Here is a 15,775-nt window from a genome sequence, read left to right as displayed (position 1 = left end):
GCAAGAGCAAGCAGAACGAACGCCCGATCGCGAAGCTGAGCGCGAGGCCGAGCGCGAGCAGACGCGGCAGGAAGGTGAGGGACAGCTCGATGAACAGGGCTAGCTGGCTGCGTCAGCTCATCGTCAGCGCGCTCGCGATCCTGCTCGCGCTCGTCATCGGGGCCGTGCTCATCATCGTGAGCAACCCCGAGGTGACGGCGAAGTTCACCTACTTCTTCGCCCGCCCGGCCGACGCGCTCACCGCCTCCTGGAACGCCGTCATCCAGGCGTACCAGGCCTTGTTCCTCGGGGCTTTCGGCGGTTGGAGCCAGGTCTCCGAGACGCTCGTCGAGGCCACGCCGCTGATCTGCGCGGGACTCTCAGTCACGCTGGCGTTTCGTACCGGACTGTTCAACATCGGCGGCCAGGGACAGCTGATCTGGGGTGCGCTGCTGGCCGGCTGGGTCGGCTTCGGCCTGCACCTGCCGCCGGTGCTGCACGCGGTCGTCGCGCTGGTCGCCGGCATCGTCGGTGGCGCGTTGTGGGGTGGGGTGGTCGGCCTGCTGAAGGCGCGGACGGGCGCGCACGAAGTGATCTCGACCATCATGCTGAACTACGTCGCGCTGGCCACGCTGACCTGGCTGCTCACCACGTCGTTGCTGCAGCGACCCGGCTCGACCGAGCCGATCAGCCCGGTCGTCGACGACAACGCGCAGTTCCTGCGACTCGGCGACAGCCGGCTGAACCTCGGCCTGGTCCTGGCTCTGCTGGCCGTGGCGTTCGTGTGGTGGCTGCTGTCCAGATCGACGCTGGGCTTCGAGCTTCGCGCGGTCGGCGCCAACCCGGACGCCGCGCGGACGGCCGGGATGAGCGTCGGAAAGGCTTATTTCCTGGCGATGCTGATCGCCGGCGGGCTCGCGGGCCTGGCCGGAACGCAGCAGGTGCTCGGCACCAACCTGCCGCTGACCGACGGAATCGCCGCGTCCATCGGGTTCGACGCAATCACGGTCGCGTTGCTGGGACGAGGCACGCCGGTCGGCACCCTGTTCGCCGCCTTGCTGTTCGGCGCGCTCAACGCCGGTGACAGCCAGATGCAGGCGGCCACCGACACGCCGCTCACGCTGGTGACGGTGCTGCAGGCGACCATCGTGCTGTTCGTCGCCGCACCCGCGTTGGTTCGTGGCATCTTCCGGATCCGCGCCGAGGGCGCGGGAGCCGTACTCGCGAAGGGCTGGAACTGAGCATGAACACAGCAGCGCGAAGCGCTTCCATGAGTGGGCGGGGCTGAGGATGGCTACGGCAACTACCGAACCCGAGGTCACCGCGGCGCCACGCGTTCTCGAGTCTCCGGAGGAACGCCGCCGCCGGCTGAGGCTTGGCATTCTCCTGCTGGCGTTCGCGATCCTCGCTGTCCTGCTCGCGTTCTACACCAAGTCCGGCGCTGTCAACTTCAAGTTGGCGGCACAGTTCGACGACTCCGGGCTGCCGGATCTCGGCGTACCCGCCAAGCCGGTCGCGATCGTGCTCGCCCTGTGCACGCTGGTCGTCGCGGTGCTGCAGTTGTGGCGCGGACTCACCGGTGGACTCGCGGTGGCGCTGTTCGCCTTGTTCGGCGTGGCTTTCGTCGTCACGTTCATCTGCTGGGCGGCGTCGGGCAAGACGTTCCCGCTCACCAACCAGATCCAGGGCACGCTCGCGCTCTCGACGCCGTTGATCCTCGGTGCGCTGGCCGGCGTGATGTGCGAGCGCGCCGGCGTCATCAACATCGCGATCGAGGGCCAGCTGCTGGCCGGTGCGTTCGCGGCCGCGCTCGTCGGAACGATGAGTGGCAGCTTCCTGGTCGGCGCGATCGCGGCGCTGGTGGCGGGGCTGCTGATCGCCTGGCTGCTCGCGGTGTTCTCGATCCGCTACCTCGTGAACCAGGTCGTCCTCGGCGTCGTGCTCGTGGTGTTCGCGACAGGCATCACAGGCTTCCTGTTCGACCAGCTGGTCGACCTGCCGAACGGCTCCGAGCTCTACAACAACCCCGGCACCCTGCAGCCGATCGCGATCCCTGTGCTGTCGTCGATCCCGATCCTCGGGCCGACCATCTTCACCCAGACCGCGCTGGTCTACGCGATGTACGTCGCGGTCGCGCTGGTCGCGTTCGTCCTCTACAAGACCCGCTGGGGCCTGCGGGTGCGGGCCGTCGGTGAGCACCCGCGCGCGGCCGACACCGTTGGCATCAAGGTGAAGCGGATCCGCTACCAGGCGGTGCTGTTCGGCGGGATGATCGCCGGCCTCGGTGGCGCGTACTTCACGATCGGCTCGACCGGCGGCTTCACCAAGGAGATGACCGCGGGCAACGGCTTCATCGCGCTCGCGGCCGTCATCATGGGCCGCTGGAACCCCATCGGCGCGACCCTGGCCGCGTTGTTCTTCGGCTTCACCAAGGCGCTGCAGGGTCAGCTCCAGGTGCTGGCGACGCCGATCCCGACCGAGGTGCTGCAGATGACGCCGTACCTCCTCACCGTGATCGCGGTGGCCGGCGTCGTCGGACAGGTCCGGCCGCCGAAGGCCGACGGCGAGCCGTACGTCAAGGAGTGAGCCCGATGGACAGCCGGTTGGACACGCCGTTGGACGTCGACTGGGACGCGCTGCGGATGGCGGCGCGGGAGGCGATGACGCACGCGTACGCGCCGTACTCCCAGTTTCCCGTCGGCGCGGCCGCCCTGGCCGACGACGGGCGGCTGATCGTCGGGTGCAACGTCGAGAACGCGTCGTACGGCTTGACGCTGTGCGCGGAGTGCGGGCTGGTGTCGGCGCTGCACGCGAGCGGGGGCGGACGGCTGGTGGCGTTCAGCTGCTGTGACGGCGCCGGCGAGCGGCTGATGCCGTGTGGACGGTGCCGGCAGCTGCTGTACGAGCACGGCGGGCCTGACCTGCTTGTGGACACGCCCGAAGGTGTGTTGCGCATGGTGGAGGTGCTGCCGCAGCCGTTCGGGCCCGAACACCTGTCTGGCTGAGGATCGGGCGACCTGAGCGCTTGCCTGCTGGTCGTCGTGTGGTGGGATTGAGCCGCAGGCAAGGCGCATTCAGGGAAGCAGGCAGGTACGTGGCTGAACCGTTCGATGCGGTCGACGTCATCCGGGTCAAGCGTGACGGGGGCGCGCTCGGCAACGAGCAGATCGACTGGGTGGTCGACGCGTACACCCGTGGAATCGTGGCCGACGAGCAGATGTCGGCGTTGTTGATGGCGATCCTGTTCCGGGGCATGACCGGGCCGGAGCTGCGCCGCTGGACCGACGCGATGATCCGGAGCGGCGACCGGCTCGATTTCTCCGGGGTGGGAAAGCTCACCGCGGACAAGCACTCGACCGGCGGGGTGGGCGACAAGATCACGTTGCCGCTGGCGCCGCTGGTCGCGGCGTGCGGGGTGGCGGTGCCGCAGCTGTCCGGGCGTGGGCTCGGGCACACCGGCGGGACGCTCGACAAGCTGGAATCGATTCCGGGCTGGCGGGCCTCCTTGTCGTTCGACGAGGTGGTGTCGCAGTTGCGTGACGTCGGTGCGGTGGTCTGCGCGCCGACCGACACGCTGGCGCCGGCCGACCGGAAGCTCTACGCGCTCCGGGACGTCACGGGGACGGTCGAGTCGATTCCGTTGATCGCTTCGTCGATCATGAGCAAGAAGATCGCGGAGGGTACGTCGGCGCTGGTCCTGGACGTGAAGGTCGGGTCGGGAGCGTTCATGAAGAACGCGTCCGACGCGCGTGCGCTGGCGTCGGCGATGGTCGAGCTGGGGAGCGCGGCCGGTGTGCGTACGGTCGCGCTGCTGACCGATATGTCGGTGCCGCTTGGGCTGACCGCGGGGAACGCGCTGGAGGTACGCGAGTCGGTCGAGGTGCTGGCCGGTGGCGGGCCGCCCGACGTCGTGGAGCTGACGGTGGCGCTGGCGCGGGAGATGCTGACCGCCGCCGGAGTCGACGGTGACCACGACCCGGCGGACGTACTCGCGCGCGGACAGGCGATGGACGTGTGGCGGCGGATGGTGGCCGCGCAGGGCGGGGATCCGTCGGCGCCGTTGCCAGTGGCGAAGGAGACCGAGCACGTCTACGCGCCGGCCGAAGGTGTGCTGGTCGGGCTGGACGCGTACCAAGTGGGGATCGCGGCCTGGCGGCTCGGGGCCGGGCGGGCGCGCAAGGAGGATCCGGTCTCGGCCGGGGCCGGCGTGGAGCTGCACGTGAAGCCGGGAGCGTTCGTACGGGCGGGGCAGCCGGTGATGACGCTGCACGCCGACGAGCCGGGGCGGTTCCGGCGGGCTCTGGAGGCGCTGGACGGTGCGATCCAGCTGGCGCCGCTGGGGTCGAGGCCCTCGAGGCCGTTGATCATCGACCGGTTGAGCTGAGGTTGTTGGTCGAGCCGGACTGGGCCGAGCTGGGGTTCGGCGTACCTGCTTCGGTGGAGGAGCAGAGCAGCCTGAACGACCGGACGTGGTCGGCGATCGTCACGTTTCGTAGTGGGGGGCGGTTGTTCGTCAAGGCGAACTCGAACCCGCGACGGCACGAGGCCGGGCGTTACCGTGCGTTGGCGGGGACGGAGGTGCCGGTGCCGCGGCTGCTACGTGTGGTGGAGGACCGGCCGCCGGTCGAGGTGATTGCTCTGGAGTGCCTGTCGCGGGTGGGCGTCGACCTCGGCTCCGACTGCGAGGTGTCGGAGTTGCTGAGGGTGACGGCAGTGCTCAACGCCGCGCGGCCGGCGGTCGCCCTGGCGGCAGGTGGTGGGACGCCGCAGGCCTCGTTCGAAGCATCCGTGCGGGCGGCGATCCAGGAGGTCGCCGCAGGGGAGGCGGACCGGTGGTGGGACGCCTATCGGCGGTCGGCCGCCGAGGTGGACGCGATGCCGACGGCACTGTGTCACGGCGAGTTCTATTTCCATCAGGTCGGCTGGGCGGTGCGGGACGGGGAGGCCGCGCTGGTGGTGTTCGACCTGGAGACGCTGGCGTACCGGCCGCGGTTCGCCGACATTGGTTCGATCCTGTTTCCGCTGGCGGAGGCGACCGGTCGTACGCAGCGGGAGCTGCTCGCGGCCTACCTGGGGGAGCTGCGCCGGCACACCGGCGTGGGGGTCGAGGTGGAGGTGGCATTCGCCGAGCTGAGGACGTTCCGGTGGGTCGACGCCTGCTGGGGCCTGCCGTGGCTGCTGCGGCAGCATGCGGCCGGGGCCGGCGAGGTGTCGCTGGAGAGCGGACTGCGGTGCATGCGCGAGGACCTGGCCGCACTGGGCGGCTGACCGAGCTCGTGGTTGCCGGCGGGTGCACTGCCTCGATCTCAGCAGGCCGCGATTTGCGGTAGCCGCAAACTGCGGCAGCCCCGGAATGCGACCCGGAGTAGTCGCGGCGGCCGCGATGTGCGGGAGGGCGCCGCTGCCCCGAACCACCCCTCCGGGGTCGGGGCAGCGACGCCTACCTCACGCGGCCTGCAGGGCAGGCAGGATCTCCTGGGTGGCGTCGTCGACGATCACGACGCGGATCGCTGGTGCGGTGGTGGTGGACACCGAGGCCTGCGGGTCCAGGGCGAAGAGCACCGAGACCTGGCGGGCCTCCGCGTCCTCGCCGTAGCGGCCGGTGTAGCGCAGGATCCGCCAGCCCGCCTCGTCCCACCACTCCATCAGGCCGGAGCGGACGATCGGGCCCGCCGACTCCCAGGCGAGGCTGCGTTCGAGCAGTTCGACGCTCGCCGCGACAGGGTTGCCGGCCGAGCCCTGCGACAGCGGCGTTCCGAACAGCCGGATCCGCAACTGCCGCAGCGGCAACAGCCACAGGCGATCCAGGTCCGTCGACAGCGCGCCGACGACCAGCACCGCCACCACGACGACGGCCAGCGCGCCCAAGGGCCGACCGGCCACCTGCTGCCACCACGGCCCCGTCACCGCGAACGCAGCGGCGCCCCCGGCCACGACCAGCCCGGCCCGGGCGAACGCCCGCCAGCTGATCGGAGCCGGACCCGCCGTACACCCGCACGACGACTTCGGTGCCTTGGCCCGGCCGTACGCGAGATACCCGACGAAGCCCGAGCCCAACAGCGTCACACCAGCGGCCGGCACCCACCAGGTGGGTACGAGCAGCAGCGCCGCCGCCAGGACGAGCTCGGCGATTCCCAACGTACGAAAGGCAAGCACCGTCCGCTCGAGCTCGCCCACGAGCTTCAGCAGCGCCGAGTCCGCCGCCTGCCGGCGCAGCGTACGGCTGAACGCCTTGGCCGCACCGGTCCACGCCAGCAGCCCGCCGAGCAGTAGCGGAACCAGATCGATGATCAGTCGCATGGAGCGCCTTCCACCTAGTGCGCCGACATCAGCCGGGCGATGTCGATGCTGTCGTCGGACGGCCGCCAGGCGCCCAGCACCTGCACCGCCTGGTTGAGCTTCAGCCGCGACAGGTCCGTCGTCGGGGCCGCGTCCGCGTACGAAGCGACCGTGGTCCCGTGCACGACCCGGCCGACCAGCGCGTGGTTGCCGTGCTGGAGCGAGAGCCGGTCCTTGCCGAGCCCGCGGATCGTGCAGGACAGGTTGACGATGTTGACCCACACCGCGTCGGCCGCGATGGTGCCGTCGGGCATGGGGACGCCGCGCGCGTACAGGCCGTCGCCGACCTCGATCGCGGACGCCGTGGTGTGCGTCAGCTTCCAGACGCTGGTGGCGTTGGTGAGCTGGATGAGGTGCCGCTCGCCGTACGATCCGTGGACGGAAAGCGTGCTGCCCTTGATGGCCGCGATCCGGCCTTCGGCGAACGAGGTCTTGGTGATCGCCTGGTCGATCGGTGCTTGCGGAGCCGCGAACGCCGCGTCCGCGTCGAGCCCGCCGAGTGCGCTGGCGCCGACGATCGTGGCGCCGCCGAGAGCCGCTCCGGTAAGGAAACGGCGCCGGTCCACAGAGGTCATCGTCCCGCCCCTTTACTCGTAGATCCAGACCGGCAGCTTGCCGGAGCTCAGGCTGCCGATGGCGGAGTACGCGGCCGGCGTGAGGTCGAGGATCCGGTTGGTCCGGCACTCACCGCCGCAGCAGGTCGCCTCACCGCAGAAGCTCTTCGTACGCGGGCCGCAGTCGGTGATCGTGATGCACACGGTCGCGCCGGTGCACTGGTGTTTGACGTTCATGACCGATCCGCAGCCACGGCGCTTGATGCCACCCTCACCGCACAGGTCGGGTCGGGTGATGTCCCAGCACGCCTGTGAAGCGTTCGGCCAGGCGCCGTGGTTCGAGGCGGACCGGCAGTTGCCGCACGCGCCACCACCGGCGCTGCCACAGGGTCCCCAGGCCGCGCCACAGCAGAACCAGGTGGTTTCGCCGCGCCACAGGTAGGTCGAGCCGCAGGCCATTCCGGCCTCCCTTCTTCGAACGAGAGGAGGGTGCCCGGCTGGGCACTCCAGTACCCGAAGGTGGGCGCCAACCGATGCCGGGTCAAGTGGAGAGGACGCAAATGGTTGCCGCTCTGGCAGCAAACTGCCAGCCGAGCGGAATCGCGTTTGACCGCTTGAGGAATGATCGGGGCATGAGTGTGACGCCCGAAGAAATCGTCCGAGCGCCGAAGGTGTTGCTGCACGATCACCTCGACGGCGGCCTGCGACCAGCGACGATCGTCGAGCTGGCCGAGTCGATCGGGCACGAGCTGCCCACCCGAGACGCGTCGGCGCTTGGCAGGTGGTTCCGGGAGAGCGCCGATTCGGGTTCCCTGGAACGCTATCTGGAGACGTTCGACCACACCGTCGCCGTGATGCAGGACCGCGAGTCGCTGGTCCGCGTGGCCGCCGAATGCGCCGAAGACCTCGCCCGCGACGGCGTGGTCTACGCCGAGGTCCGCTATGCGCCGGAGCAACACCTGAACGGTGGTCTGACGCTGGCCCAGGTCGTGGAGGCCGTACGCGACGGGTTCGCCGAAGGCGAGAAGCGCGCGGCCGGCACCGGGCACCCGATCATCGTGCGGCAGATCGTGACCGCGATGCGGCACGCGGCCCGGTCGCGCGAGATCGCGGAGCTGTCCGTCCGTTATCGCGACGAGGGCGTGGTGGGGTTCGACATCGCCGGCGCGGAGGCGGGATATCCGCCCACGCGGCACCTGGACGCGTTCGAGTATCTCCAGCGCGAGAACGCCCATTTCACGATCCACGCGGGGGAGGGATTCGGCCTGCCGTCGATCTGGCAGGCGATCCAGTGGTGTGGGGCCCACCGGCTGGGCCACGGCGTACGCATCGTCGACGACATCACGCTCGGGTCCGACGGCACGGCCACGCTGGGACGGCTCGCGGCGTACGTGCGTGACACCCGGATCCCGCTGGAGATGTGCCCGTCGTCCAACCTCCAAACGGGTGCGGCGCCGTCGATCGCGGAGCATCCGATCGGGTTGCTGACGCGACTGCGGTTCCGGGTGACGGTCAACACCGACAACCGCCTGATGAGCGGCACGTCGATGGCGCGGGAGTTCTCGTTGCTGGCGGAGGCTTTCGGGTACGACCTGAGCGATTTCCAGTGGTTCACGGTGAACGCGATGAAGAGCTCGTTCCTGCCGTTCGACCAGCGGCTGGCGGTGATCAACGAGGTGATCAAGCCGGGATACGCCGCGCTGTCGGCCGAACGCGCGTTCGCCCAGATGCAGCACGGCATCTAGCGGGCGCCACCTAGACGATCTATTCCAAGGGGTCGCCGGTCAAGCGCGCGGCGCATGGCGCCGCGCTGGGAAGGCGGAGGAGGAGCCAGGAGGGGCCTCCGGCGATCGACGACAACGCAGCCGGCGTGGATGCCAGGCGTCGCGCGTCAGGCGACCTCTTGGAATAGATCGTCTAGCCAGCGCGAGCGAAACGAGGCATGCTGAAAGGGCTTCGCTCTCGTGTGGGAGGTCACGTGCCGTGACCACGGCACGCATGTTCAGCTGGCTCGGAAACGCTCTGCGCCGGACGCCGACGCAGCCGACGGTTGTGTCCCGGCCGATCGAGCGGATCACCGCCGACCTGAGGCGGCTCGGCGCGGAGGCCTACCGCGTACACGGCGACCAGCAGCGGTGGGCTCGCGCGTTCCGGCTGCGGGCCCTCGAGCGGGCCTACGACGACACGCTGCTGCTCGCCTGCCGCGCGCTCGAGGTCGACGTCGGCGGGCGATGCAGCCCGCTGTCGAACCTCGACCGGATCCAGCTGGAGATCGAGCTGTCGCAGCGCGGCCTGCGCTGGTGAGCGCCTGCGGTAGCTACTGTCCAGTCTGGAGTACTATCCATCGTGAATGAGGGAGGCGCACGATGGATCAGACTCAACTCCTCAAGGGCGTGCTCGACCTGGCGGTGCTGGCCGCCCTTCGCGAGCAGGACGGCTACGGCTACGACGTGATCCGCCGGCTGCGCCACGCCGGCCTGGAAGGCCTGGCCGACGCGTCGGTCTACGGCACGCTGCGCCGGCTCTACAACGCCGGCCTGCTGACGTCGTACGTCGAGCCGAGCGAGGAGGGCCCGCATCGTAAGTACTACGGGCTGAACGAGCGCGGACGTGCCCAGCTGGTCGAGTCGGCCAAGGTCTGGCAGCAGTTCTCGCACACGATGTCCGGCCTGGTCGCCGAGGTGTTGTAGGAGCGCGGTCAGCCCGCGACCGGCGCGACCTGCATGCGGGCCCGGAGTACGTCGAGCAGCGCCACCCAGTCGGTGCGTACCGACTCCAGATCGGCGGTTTCCAGCGCGCGGTCGGATCCGGGCGCCGAACGCGCGAGGTCGGTCAGGCAGCCGACGCTGAACGCGCCGATCGGTGAGCCCACGTCGAGGAGTTCGGCGACGTCGAGCCAGTCGCCCCATTCGGCCAGCCGGACCAGCTCGATCCACGCGCCGAGCATCGTCGCGGCCTGGTCGGAGTCCATCGTTGTCGTGAGGGAGGCGCTGATCCCGTGCAGGTCGACGATGAACTCGTCGTGCGGCCGGGGGTCGAAGTCGGTGTCGCCCGGCAGGCTGTCGGCGGGCAGGCCGGCGACCGCACCAGTGCGCACGCGGCCGACCAGATCGTCGAGGTCGAGCCACACCAGCATGCGATTGTCGTTTCCGGGCCGGCCGGGGTACAACGGCAGGCCGTCGTCGAGCACCGTGGTGCGCAGGCTGTAGAAGCCCACGTCCTCGAAGCCCCACCACGTCGTCACGAGGTCGGACACTTCGTCCAGCGGCGGGTGATCGTCGTCGTAGTCGTCACCAACCTCGCCCAGGTCGTCGAGGTCGCTGCCATCGGCGAGGTCGGCGTCGTCGGCGCCCACGTCGGCCAGCTCGGCCGCCAGCGGCGGGATCGACTCAGGTTCGGTGAAACGGCTGGAGACCTGCCCGACACACCACGCCCAGTGCTGGTCGAGCAGCTCGACGACCTGCTTGCGGCGCTGATCGGCACGGAACACGCCGCCCACGGAGTCGCCGCCCGCCAGCCGGCTGATCTCGCGGTCGTCGCGCAGGGCCTGCGCGTGCTCGTCGTCGACGCCGGTGTGGTCGAGCAGGTCGAGCATCAGCGCGAGCGTCGAGCCGAGCGAACGGTCCTCAGAGCTGTCGAGCTTGCCGTCGGCGAGCTCCGGAGGGTCGCAGAGGTCGTACGAGCACAGCTTGTCGGAGTAGTCGCGCAGCCGCCACGAACGCAGCGCGGAGTAGTGCCGGCTGCCGGTCAGGCTGTGCGCGGCACCTGATCCGACGAACGCCTGCAACTCCTGCAGCGTGCCGAATCCGAACACGTCAGAACGATCTCCGAGGAACGGAGTCGTGTCGTCGTCGGCGCCGAACCAGCCGGGCTGGTACAACGTGTAGCGCCGCCCTGTGAGCAGTCGTAGCTCTACAGGGACAATGGGGTCCGATACGTACACCGCAGGCACGCGCCCCATCATGCCAGTAGTGCAGGCCAGGAGAGGAGGTTCGCCGTCGTGCCGTCCCGACGGAGCATCCTGATCTGCCTCGGCGCCGCTCTGACCGGCGGGCTCGGAACCGGTGCCGCGGTGGGCGCCGCGGGCTCCGCACCCGGCTGGATTCCCGGACTACGGCAGCTGGCCGGAACCAGCCTGCCGAAGTCCTACCACTGGGTGACGATCCCGATCCCGGCCGACTCCTCGGCGGTGCTGGGCGGTGACGTCGTACGCGTCCGGGTGCCCGACGGCTGGAAGGAGACGATGCGGGGGTCCAAGGACGGCCTGTTCCGCGACTACATCGCGCCCAACGAGACCTGGCTCCGCGTCCGGGTCTTCCTGGCGTCCGACGGCAACAGCCTGAGCCCGCGCAACGTCGCGTCCGACAACCTCGACGGGCTGCTGCACCGCAAGACCGGGCTTCCGGGGTACCACCAGATCGACCAGGAGTTCCTGGGCGTACAAACATCAGACGCACCGGAACGCGACAAGCCGTGCTATCAGCTGCGCTACAGCTTCCTGCTCGACAAGCGCCGACGCTACGTGCTGGAACGCTACTTCGACGAGGGCGACGTGGTGTATCTCGTCGGCGTCTACAGCTGGTCAGAGGATCTGGACGACATCGAGCCCGTCGTCACCACGACGATCGGCTCCCTGCGCCGCGACGACGACTGACGGCTACTGGCGCCGGCGGCGACTCAGAGGGTGACCCGGAGCCGGCCGGACAACAGGTTGCGGGCCTCGTGGATGCGGGCCTTGATGGTGCCGAGCGGCGTGTCGAGCTGCGAGGCGATCTCGTTGTAGGACAGCCCGCCCAGGTCGCGCAGCACGAACGGGGGCACGAGCTGGGGCTTGGCCCGCTCGAGGTCCTCCAGCGCGTCGAGCAGGTCGATCCGCGACCCCGCGATCACGCTGGTCGTCCGCGGGTCGGAGACCTCCGGCGGCCGCTCGGTGGCCTGCTCGGCGAACCGCCGCTTCAGGCTGCGATACGTCTGACGTGCACAGTTGGACGTGACGACGCCGAGCCACGGCCCGAAACGTTCGGCGTTGCGCAAGGTCCCGATCTTGGTGGCCACCGTCATGAGGGTGTCCTGGCAGGCCTCTTCGGCATCCTCACGGCACGGCAGGAACCGGGCGCAACGGCGGAGCACCTCCGGACGAATCCGCGCGAGCAGCTCGTCGAGCGCCCCCTTGTCGCCACTGACCGCCCGGGCGGCGAGCGGCTCCAGCTCCTCCATCGTGTATCCCTCGTGATCGTCGGGAACCTGCCACGCTGAGAATAGTAGGTAACACACGCCGACCTGTAATGACGAGCTGAGATCCGAAACGAAGGGTGGTTGTGGCCCTTGGACCACATCGGGCGGTACCGCATCGTTCGCCGAGTTGGTTCGGGCGCTTTCGCGACCGTGTGGCTGGCCCACGACGACAAGCTCGACGTGCCAGTCGCCGTCAAGGTGCTCGCCGACAACTGGTCGCACCGGCAGGACATCCGCGAGCGCTTCTTCTACGAAGCCCGCCTGCTGCGCCGCATCGACGACGACCGGGCGGTCCGCGTCTACGACATCGGCGAGCACGACGACGGCCGGCCGTACTTCGTGATGGACTACGCCGACGGCGGGTCGCTCGACGAGAAGATCAAGGCCGGCCCGCTGGAGCTGGAGCAGGCGATCGCGTACGCCGTCGAGGCGGCTCGCGCCCTGCAGGACCTGCACGAGGACGGCGTGGTCCACCGCGACGTGACGCCCGGCAACCTGCTGCTTCGTACCGAACGCGACGGCAGCATCCGGCTGGTCCTCGCCGACCTCGGCATGGCCAAGGCGCTGGCCGAGGCGTCCGGGCTGACCCAGGTCGCGGGCACCCCGAGCTACATGGCGCCCGAGCAGGCCGGCGCGCCCGGCGGCTTCGACCACCGCGCCGACATCTACAGCCTCGGCGCGGTCGCCTACATCCTGCTGACCGGCCAGCCTCCGTTCGAGGTGAAGGACGCCACCGACGTCGTGACCCGCGACAAGGCCGAACGACCACAGGCGCCGTCCCAGATCCGGCCGTGGGGTGTGCCGGGCCCGATCGAAGCCGTGGTGCTGCGCGCACTCGCGTACGACCAGAACAAACGCTGGCAGACGGCCGGGGAGTTCGCCGACGCGCTCGAGGCCGCCTACGAGGACACCAAGCGGGCCGTGAAGTTCGGTGAGGACGGCGATCCGCTCGACCAGGAGACAGACGACGCGGACGAACGCGAGCCGGCGGACCGGTCGCGGGGCTTCGTGGTGGTCGGCTGGGTCGCGCTCGGCGTGAGCGCGGCGGTGTTGTTCGTCGGAGGCTTCTACGCCGGTTGGTTGCTGCTGAGCTGAAGTGGTCCCAAACGCTTGCGCCGTGCTCACGGAAGCGAAAGGATCGGTCACTCAGCTGGGGTCAGCGGCAGGGCCACGACACGAAGGGGCGGAGCTCATGCGACGGGCTGGACGACGTGTGGCTGGGGCCTTCGGCTCGATTCTCGCGTTGCTGGCGTTCGTGCTGGTGCCGGTGCCCGCACAGGCCGACGAGCCGGTCTGCCAGGAGGTCGACGTACCGGTCAGCATCGCTTTGCTGGTTCGGACGACCATGCACGGAAAGCTGTGCACACCCGCGGGTGCCAAGACCGTGATGGTGCTGGTGCCGGGTGGCACCTACAACAGCAGTTACTGGGACTTTCCCTGGAAGGCCGACGTCTACAACTTCCGGCAGGCGATGAACGCTGCGGGCTACGCGACGTTCACGCTGGACCGGCTCGGCACGGGCAAGAGCGCGAAGCTGCCGAGCCTGCTGGCGACCACCACGACTCAGGCCGGGGCGATCCACGAGGTGATCTCGCGGCTGCGTTCGGGGAAGCTCGGCGGTCAGCCGTTCGGCAAGGTCGTGCTCGGCGGGCACTCGCTCGGCTCGGTGATCGCGGTCGTCGAGGCCGCGACGTACCGCGACGTCGACGGCGTGCTGCTGACGGGATACGCGCACACGTTCAACGTCGAGGGCGCGGCCGGGCTGTTCGTCAACAGCATGTATCCCGTGCTGACCGACCCGGTTCTCGGCGGCAAGGGATACGACCCGACCTACCTCACCACGCGTCCGGGCACCCGCACCGAGTACTTCCTGCGGACAGCCACGACCGAGGAGCAGGTCGTGGAGTTGGACGAGGACTTCAAGGACGTGCTGTCGGCGGCCGAAGCCGCGGACGCGGTGAGCTTGGGCGCGGTCGTGCCGTCGTCCGCGCTGATCGGCGTGCCTGTCCTGGTGGTCAACGGTGACGCGGATGTGGTGATGTGCAACCCGCTGCTGGGCAACTGCTCGAGCGCGGACTACATGCGACAGCTCGAGCTGCCCTTCTACGCCGGATCGCCTTGCCTGCGGACGTTCCTGCTGCCTGGCGTCGGGCATTCGGTGAACCTGGCGATGAACACGCAGGCCTACCAGGCGCGGGTACGCCAGTGGCTGGCCGACCCGTGCGGCTGACCGCGAATGACCACGTTAACCACGCTTTTAGCTGGTTAACGTGGTCATTAGCGCTTCGCCACGCGTTTGGCCCACGCGGCAGAGCCGCAAATCGACACAGCGCCACGCCAGTAGGTGCTTCGCCACGCTCCGGGGCGTGGTTAACCCGCTAATTACGTGGTTAACGTGGTCATTCGCGGGAGAGCAGGACGGGGAGGGACTCCAGGCCGCGGACCATGGTGGCGCCTCGCCACCTCAGGTCCGCGGCCGGCACGGCCAGTCGCAACCGCGGGAAGCGCGACAGCAAGCCCCGGAACGCGATCTCGCCTTCCAGCCGGGCCAGCGGTGCGCCGAGGCAGTAGTGGATGCCGTGGCCGAACGCGAGGTGGGGCACCGGCTTGCGCGTGACGTCCAGGCGGTCGGGCTCGGAGCACAGCGCGGGGTCGCGGTTGGTGCCGAGCAGCGACACCAGGACGAACGCGCCCTCCGGGATCTCGACGTCGCCGACCCGCAGCGGCGTGGTGGTGAAGCGCATCGTCGACAGCGCGACCGGCCCTTCGTACCGCAGGAACTCCTCGACCGCCCCTGGGATCAGCGACGGATCGGCCCGCAAGGTGTCGAGCTGGGCGGGATCGGCGAGCAGCGCGAGGATGCCGTTGCCGATCAGGTTGACCGTTGTCTCGTGCCCCGCGACCAGCAGCAGGAACACCATCGACAGCAGCTCCGGCTCGCTCAGCCGGTCGCCGTCCTCGTCGCGGACGCGGAGCAACGCGCTCAGCAGATCGTCGGACGAATCGTCGGACGGCTCGGGGGGCGAATCCGCGGCACCGGAGCCGGTGGCGGACTTGGCGCCGATCAGCTGCAGGAGATACCCCGCCATCGCCTTCGACGCACCGGCCTGATCACCCTTGTCGGAAAGGATCGCCTCCGACCAGGTGCGGAAGTTGTCGCGGTCGTCGATCGGTACGCCGAGCAGTTCGCAGATCACCGTCATCGGCAGGGGAAGCGCGAACGACGACAGCAGGTCGACCGGTCCGGACGAATCGTCCAGCGAGTCGAGCAACTCGGCGGTGAGCTCCTCGATCCGCGGCCGCAGAGCCTCGATCCGGCGTACGGTGAACGCCTTGTTCACCAGGCGTCGCAGCCGCGTGTGCTGCGGCGGGTCGGAGTTGATCAGGTGTTCCATGAGCGCGCTGTCGCGTGGCTGCTCGCCAGGCCGGCCGAGGAATTCCGCCTGGCGCCGGCCGGCCTTCGACAGCGACGGATCGGAGAGAACGGCCCGCGCCTCGTCGTAACGGGTGACCAGCCAGACCCGGGTGCCGAACGGCAGGATCACTTCGTGGACCGGACCCTCGGCCCGCAGCCGCGCGTTCAACGCATGCGGGTCCTGCGTGAATGCGTCATCGAGTCGAAGGTCAGGGGAATGCTCGTCGGCCATACGCACATCTTCGGCCGAAAA

The 15,775-nt window shown here is 69.4% G+C and carries 17 protein-coding genes; 11 read left to right on the top strand and 6 right to left on the bottom strand.

Annotated features, from left to right (window positions below):
* Window positions 1–89 precede the first annotated feature (89 nt).
* The 5 genes from ACYVF6_RS25495 to ACYVF6_RS25475 all read left to right on the top strand — a co-directional run bounded on the left by ACYVF6_RS25495 (window position 90) and on the right by ACYVF6_RS25475 (window position 5,247).
* Window positions 90–1,220: an ABC transporter permease gene (locus tag ACYVF6_RS25495; protein ID WP_460525046.1), complete on the top strand. Its 1,131-nt coding sequence runs from the start codon at window positions 90–92 to the stop codon at window positions 1,218–1,220.
* A 49-nt stretch (window positions 1,221–1,269) separates the two neighbouring features.
* Entirely contained in the window at window positions 1,270–2,565 is a 1,296-nt protein-coding gene (locus tag ACYVF6_RS25490; protein ID WP_460525045.1) for an ABC transporter permease, read from the top strand.
* 29 nt (window positions 2,566–2,594) lie between these two features.
* A complete protein-coding gene (locus ACYVF6_RS25485; RefSeq protein WP_460525547.1) occupies window positions 2,595–2,984 on the top strand; it encodes a cytidine deaminase in 390 nt (129 codons plus the stop codon).
* Between the two features lie 89 nt (window positions 2,985–3,073).
* A complete protein-coding gene (locus ACYVF6_RS25480; RefSeq protein ID WP_460525044.1) occupies window positions 3,074–4,363 on the top strand; it encodes a thymidine phosphorylase in 1,290 nt (429 codons plus the stop codon).
* 5 nt (window positions 4,364–4,368) lie between these two features.
* Window positions 4,369–5,247: a phosphotransferase gene (locus ACYVF6_RS25475; RefSeq protein WP_460525043.1), complete on the top strand. Its 879-nt coding sequence runs from the start codon at window positions 4,369–4,371 to the stop codon at window positions 5,245–5,247.
* A 177-nt stretch (window positions 5,248–5,424) separates the two neighbouring features.
* On the opposite strand, the gene ACYVF6_RS25470 is transcribed toward ACYVF6_RS25475, so the two are convergent.
* Genes ACYVF6_RS25470 through ACYVF6_RS25460 form a run of 3 tightly spaced genes read right to left on the bottom strand, consistent with a single transcriptional unit; the run spans window position 5,425 to window position 7,109 of the window.
* Complete coding sequence (locus tag ACYVF6_RS25470; RefSeq protein WP_460525042.1) at window positions 5,425–6,279, bottom strand: MauE/DoxX family redox-associated membrane protein; 855 nt, start codon at window positions 6,277–6,279, stop codon at window positions 5,425–5,427.
* 14 nt (window positions 6,280–6,293) lie between these two features.
* Window positions 6,294–6,893, bottom strand: coding sequence for a cell wall protein (locus ACYVF6_RS25465; protein ID WP_460525041.1), 600 nt, complete (start codon window positions 6,891–6,893; stop codon window positions 6,294–6,296).
* Window positions 6,894–6,905: 12 nt separating this feature from the next.
* Window positions 6,906–7,109: an RlpA-like double-psi beta-barrel domain-containing protein gene (locus ACYVF6_RS25460; RefSeq protein WP_460525040.1), complete on the bottom strand. Its 204-nt coding sequence runs from the start codon at window positions 7,107–7,109 to the stop codon at window positions 6,906–6,908.
* Between the two features lie 395 nt (window positions 7,110–7,504).
* Here ACYVF6_RS25460 and ACYVF6_RS25455 point away from each other — a divergent pair, with 395 nt between their 5' ends.
* The 3 genes from ACYVF6_RS25455 (at window position 7,505) to ACYVF6_RS25445 (ending at window position 9,562) form a co-directional block, all read left to right on the top strand.
* The gene (locus ACYVF6_RS25455; protein WP_460525039.1) at window positions 7,505–8,617 is read left to right on the top strand and encodes an adenosine deaminase family protein; all 1,113 of its coding nucleotides are present in this window, start codon (window positions 7,505–7,507) and stop codon (window positions 8,615–8,617) included.
* Window positions 8,618–8,855: 238 nt separating this feature from the next.
* Complete coding sequence (locus tag ACYVF6_RS25450) at window positions 8,856–9,176, top strand: hypothetical protein (RefSeq protein WP_460525038.1); 321 nt, start codon at window positions 8,856–8,858, stop codon at window positions 9,174–9,176.
* A 62-nt stretch (window positions 9,177–9,238) separates the two neighbouring features.
* On the top strand, window positions 9,239–9,562 hold the full coding sequence (locus tag ACYVF6_RS25445; RefSeq protein ID WP_460525037.1) for a PadR family transcriptional regulator: 324 nt from the start codon (window positions 9,239–9,241) through the stop codon (window positions 9,560–9,562).
* Between the two features lie 8 nt (window positions 9,563–9,570).
* Here ACYVF6_RS25445 and ACYVF6_RS25440 read toward each other — a convergent pair whose 3' ends face one another.
* Window positions 9,571–10,824 carry a hypothetical protein gene (locus ACYVF6_RS25440; protein WP_460525036.1) on the bottom strand — a complete coding sequence of 418 codons (1,254 nt, stop codon included), beginning with the start codon at window positions 10,822–10,824 and terminating at the stop codon, window positions 9,571–9,573.
* 48 nt (window positions 10,825–10,872) lie between these two features.
* Between ACYVF6_RS25440 and ACYVF6_RS25435 the strand changes: the two genes are divergently transcribed.
* Window positions 10,873–11,526: a hypothetical protein gene (locus tag ACYVF6_RS25435; protein WP_460525035.1), complete on the top strand. Its 654-nt coding sequence runs from the start codon at window positions 10,873–10,875 to the stop codon at window positions 11,524–11,526.
* Window positions 11,527–11,549: 23 nt separating this feature from the next.
* Here ACYVF6_RS25435 and ACYVF6_RS25430 read toward each other — a convergent pair whose 3' ends face one another.
* A complete protein-coding gene (locus ACYVF6_RS25430) occupies window positions 11,550–12,089 on the bottom strand; it encodes an RNA polymerase sigma factor (RefSeq protein WP_460525034.1) in 540 nt (179 codons plus the stop codon).
* A gap of 108 nt (window positions 12,090–12,197) precedes the next feature.
* On the opposite strand from ACYVF6_RS25430, the gene ACYVF6_RS25425 reads away from it, so the two are divergent.
* Both ACYVF6_RS25425 and ACYVF6_RS25420 read left to right on the top strand, forming a co-directional pair.
* Complete coding sequence (locus ACYVF6_RS25425; protein ID WP_460525033.1) at window positions 12,198–13,202, top strand: serine/threonine-protein kinase; 1,005 nt, start codon at window positions 12,198–12,200, stop codon at window positions 13,200–13,202.
* A gap of 118 nt (window positions 13,203–13,320) precedes the next feature.
* The gene (locus ACYVF6_RS25420; protein WP_460525032.1) at window positions 13,321–14,337 is read left to right on the top strand and encodes an alpha/beta hydrolase; all 1,017 of its coding nucleotides are present in this window, start codon (window positions 13,321–13,323) and stop codon (window positions 14,335–14,337) included.
* A gap of 169 nt (window positions 14,338–14,506) precedes the next feature.
* Here the strand turns inward: ACYVF6_RS25420 and ACYVF6_RS25415 are convergent, their stop codons facing one another.
* Window positions 14,507–15,754: a cytochrome P450 family protein gene (locus tag ACYVF6_RS25415; protein ID WP_460525031.1), complete on the bottom strand. Its 1,248-nt coding sequence runs from the start codon at window positions 15,752–15,754 to the stop codon at window positions 14,507–14,509.
* Window positions 15,755–15,775: the final 21 nt, after the last annotated feature.

It is taken from the genome of Flindersiella endophytica, assembly GCF_054779015.1.
This window is presented reverse-complemented; position numbering and strand designations above follow the sequence as displayed.

Coding starts and splice junctions, on each gene's coding strand:
- ACYVF6_RS25465 (WP_460525041.1), bottom strand. CDS start 6,893: ATGACCTCTGTGGACCGGCGCCGTTTCCTTACCGGAGCGGCTCTCGGC.
- ACYVF6_RS25470 (WP_460525042.1), bottom strand. CDS start 6,279: ATGCGACTGATCATCGATCTGGTTCCGCTACTGCTCGGCGGGCTGCTG.
- ACYVF6_RS25460 (WP_460525040.1), bottom strand. CDS start 7,109: ATGAACGTCAAACACCAGTGCACCGGCGCGACCGTGTGCATCACGATC.
- ACYVF6_RS25445 (WP_460525037.1), top strand. CDS start 9,239: ATGGATCAGACTCAACTCCTCAAGGGCGTGCTCGACCTGGCGGTGCTG.
- ACYVF6_RS25490 (WP_460525045.1), top strand. CDS start 1,270: ATGGCTACGGCAACTACCGAACCCGAGGTCACCGCGGCGCCACGCGTT.
- ACYVF6_RS25430 (WP_460525034.1), bottom strand. CDS start 12,089: ATGGAGGAGCTGGAGCCGCTCGCCGCCCGGGCGGTCAGTGGCGACAAG.
- ACYVF6_RS25455 (WP_460525039.1), top strand. CDS start 7,505: ATGAGTGTGACGCCCGAAGAAATCGTCCGAGCGCCGAAGGTGTTGCTG.
- ACYVF6_RS25495 (WP_460525046.1), top strand. CDS start 90: ATGAACAGGGCTAGCTGGCTGCGTCAGCTCATCGTCAGCGCGCTCGCG.
- ACYVF6_RS25415 (WP_460525031.1), bottom strand. CDS start 15,754: ATGGCCGACGAGCATTCCCCTGACCTTCGACTCGATGACGCATTCACG.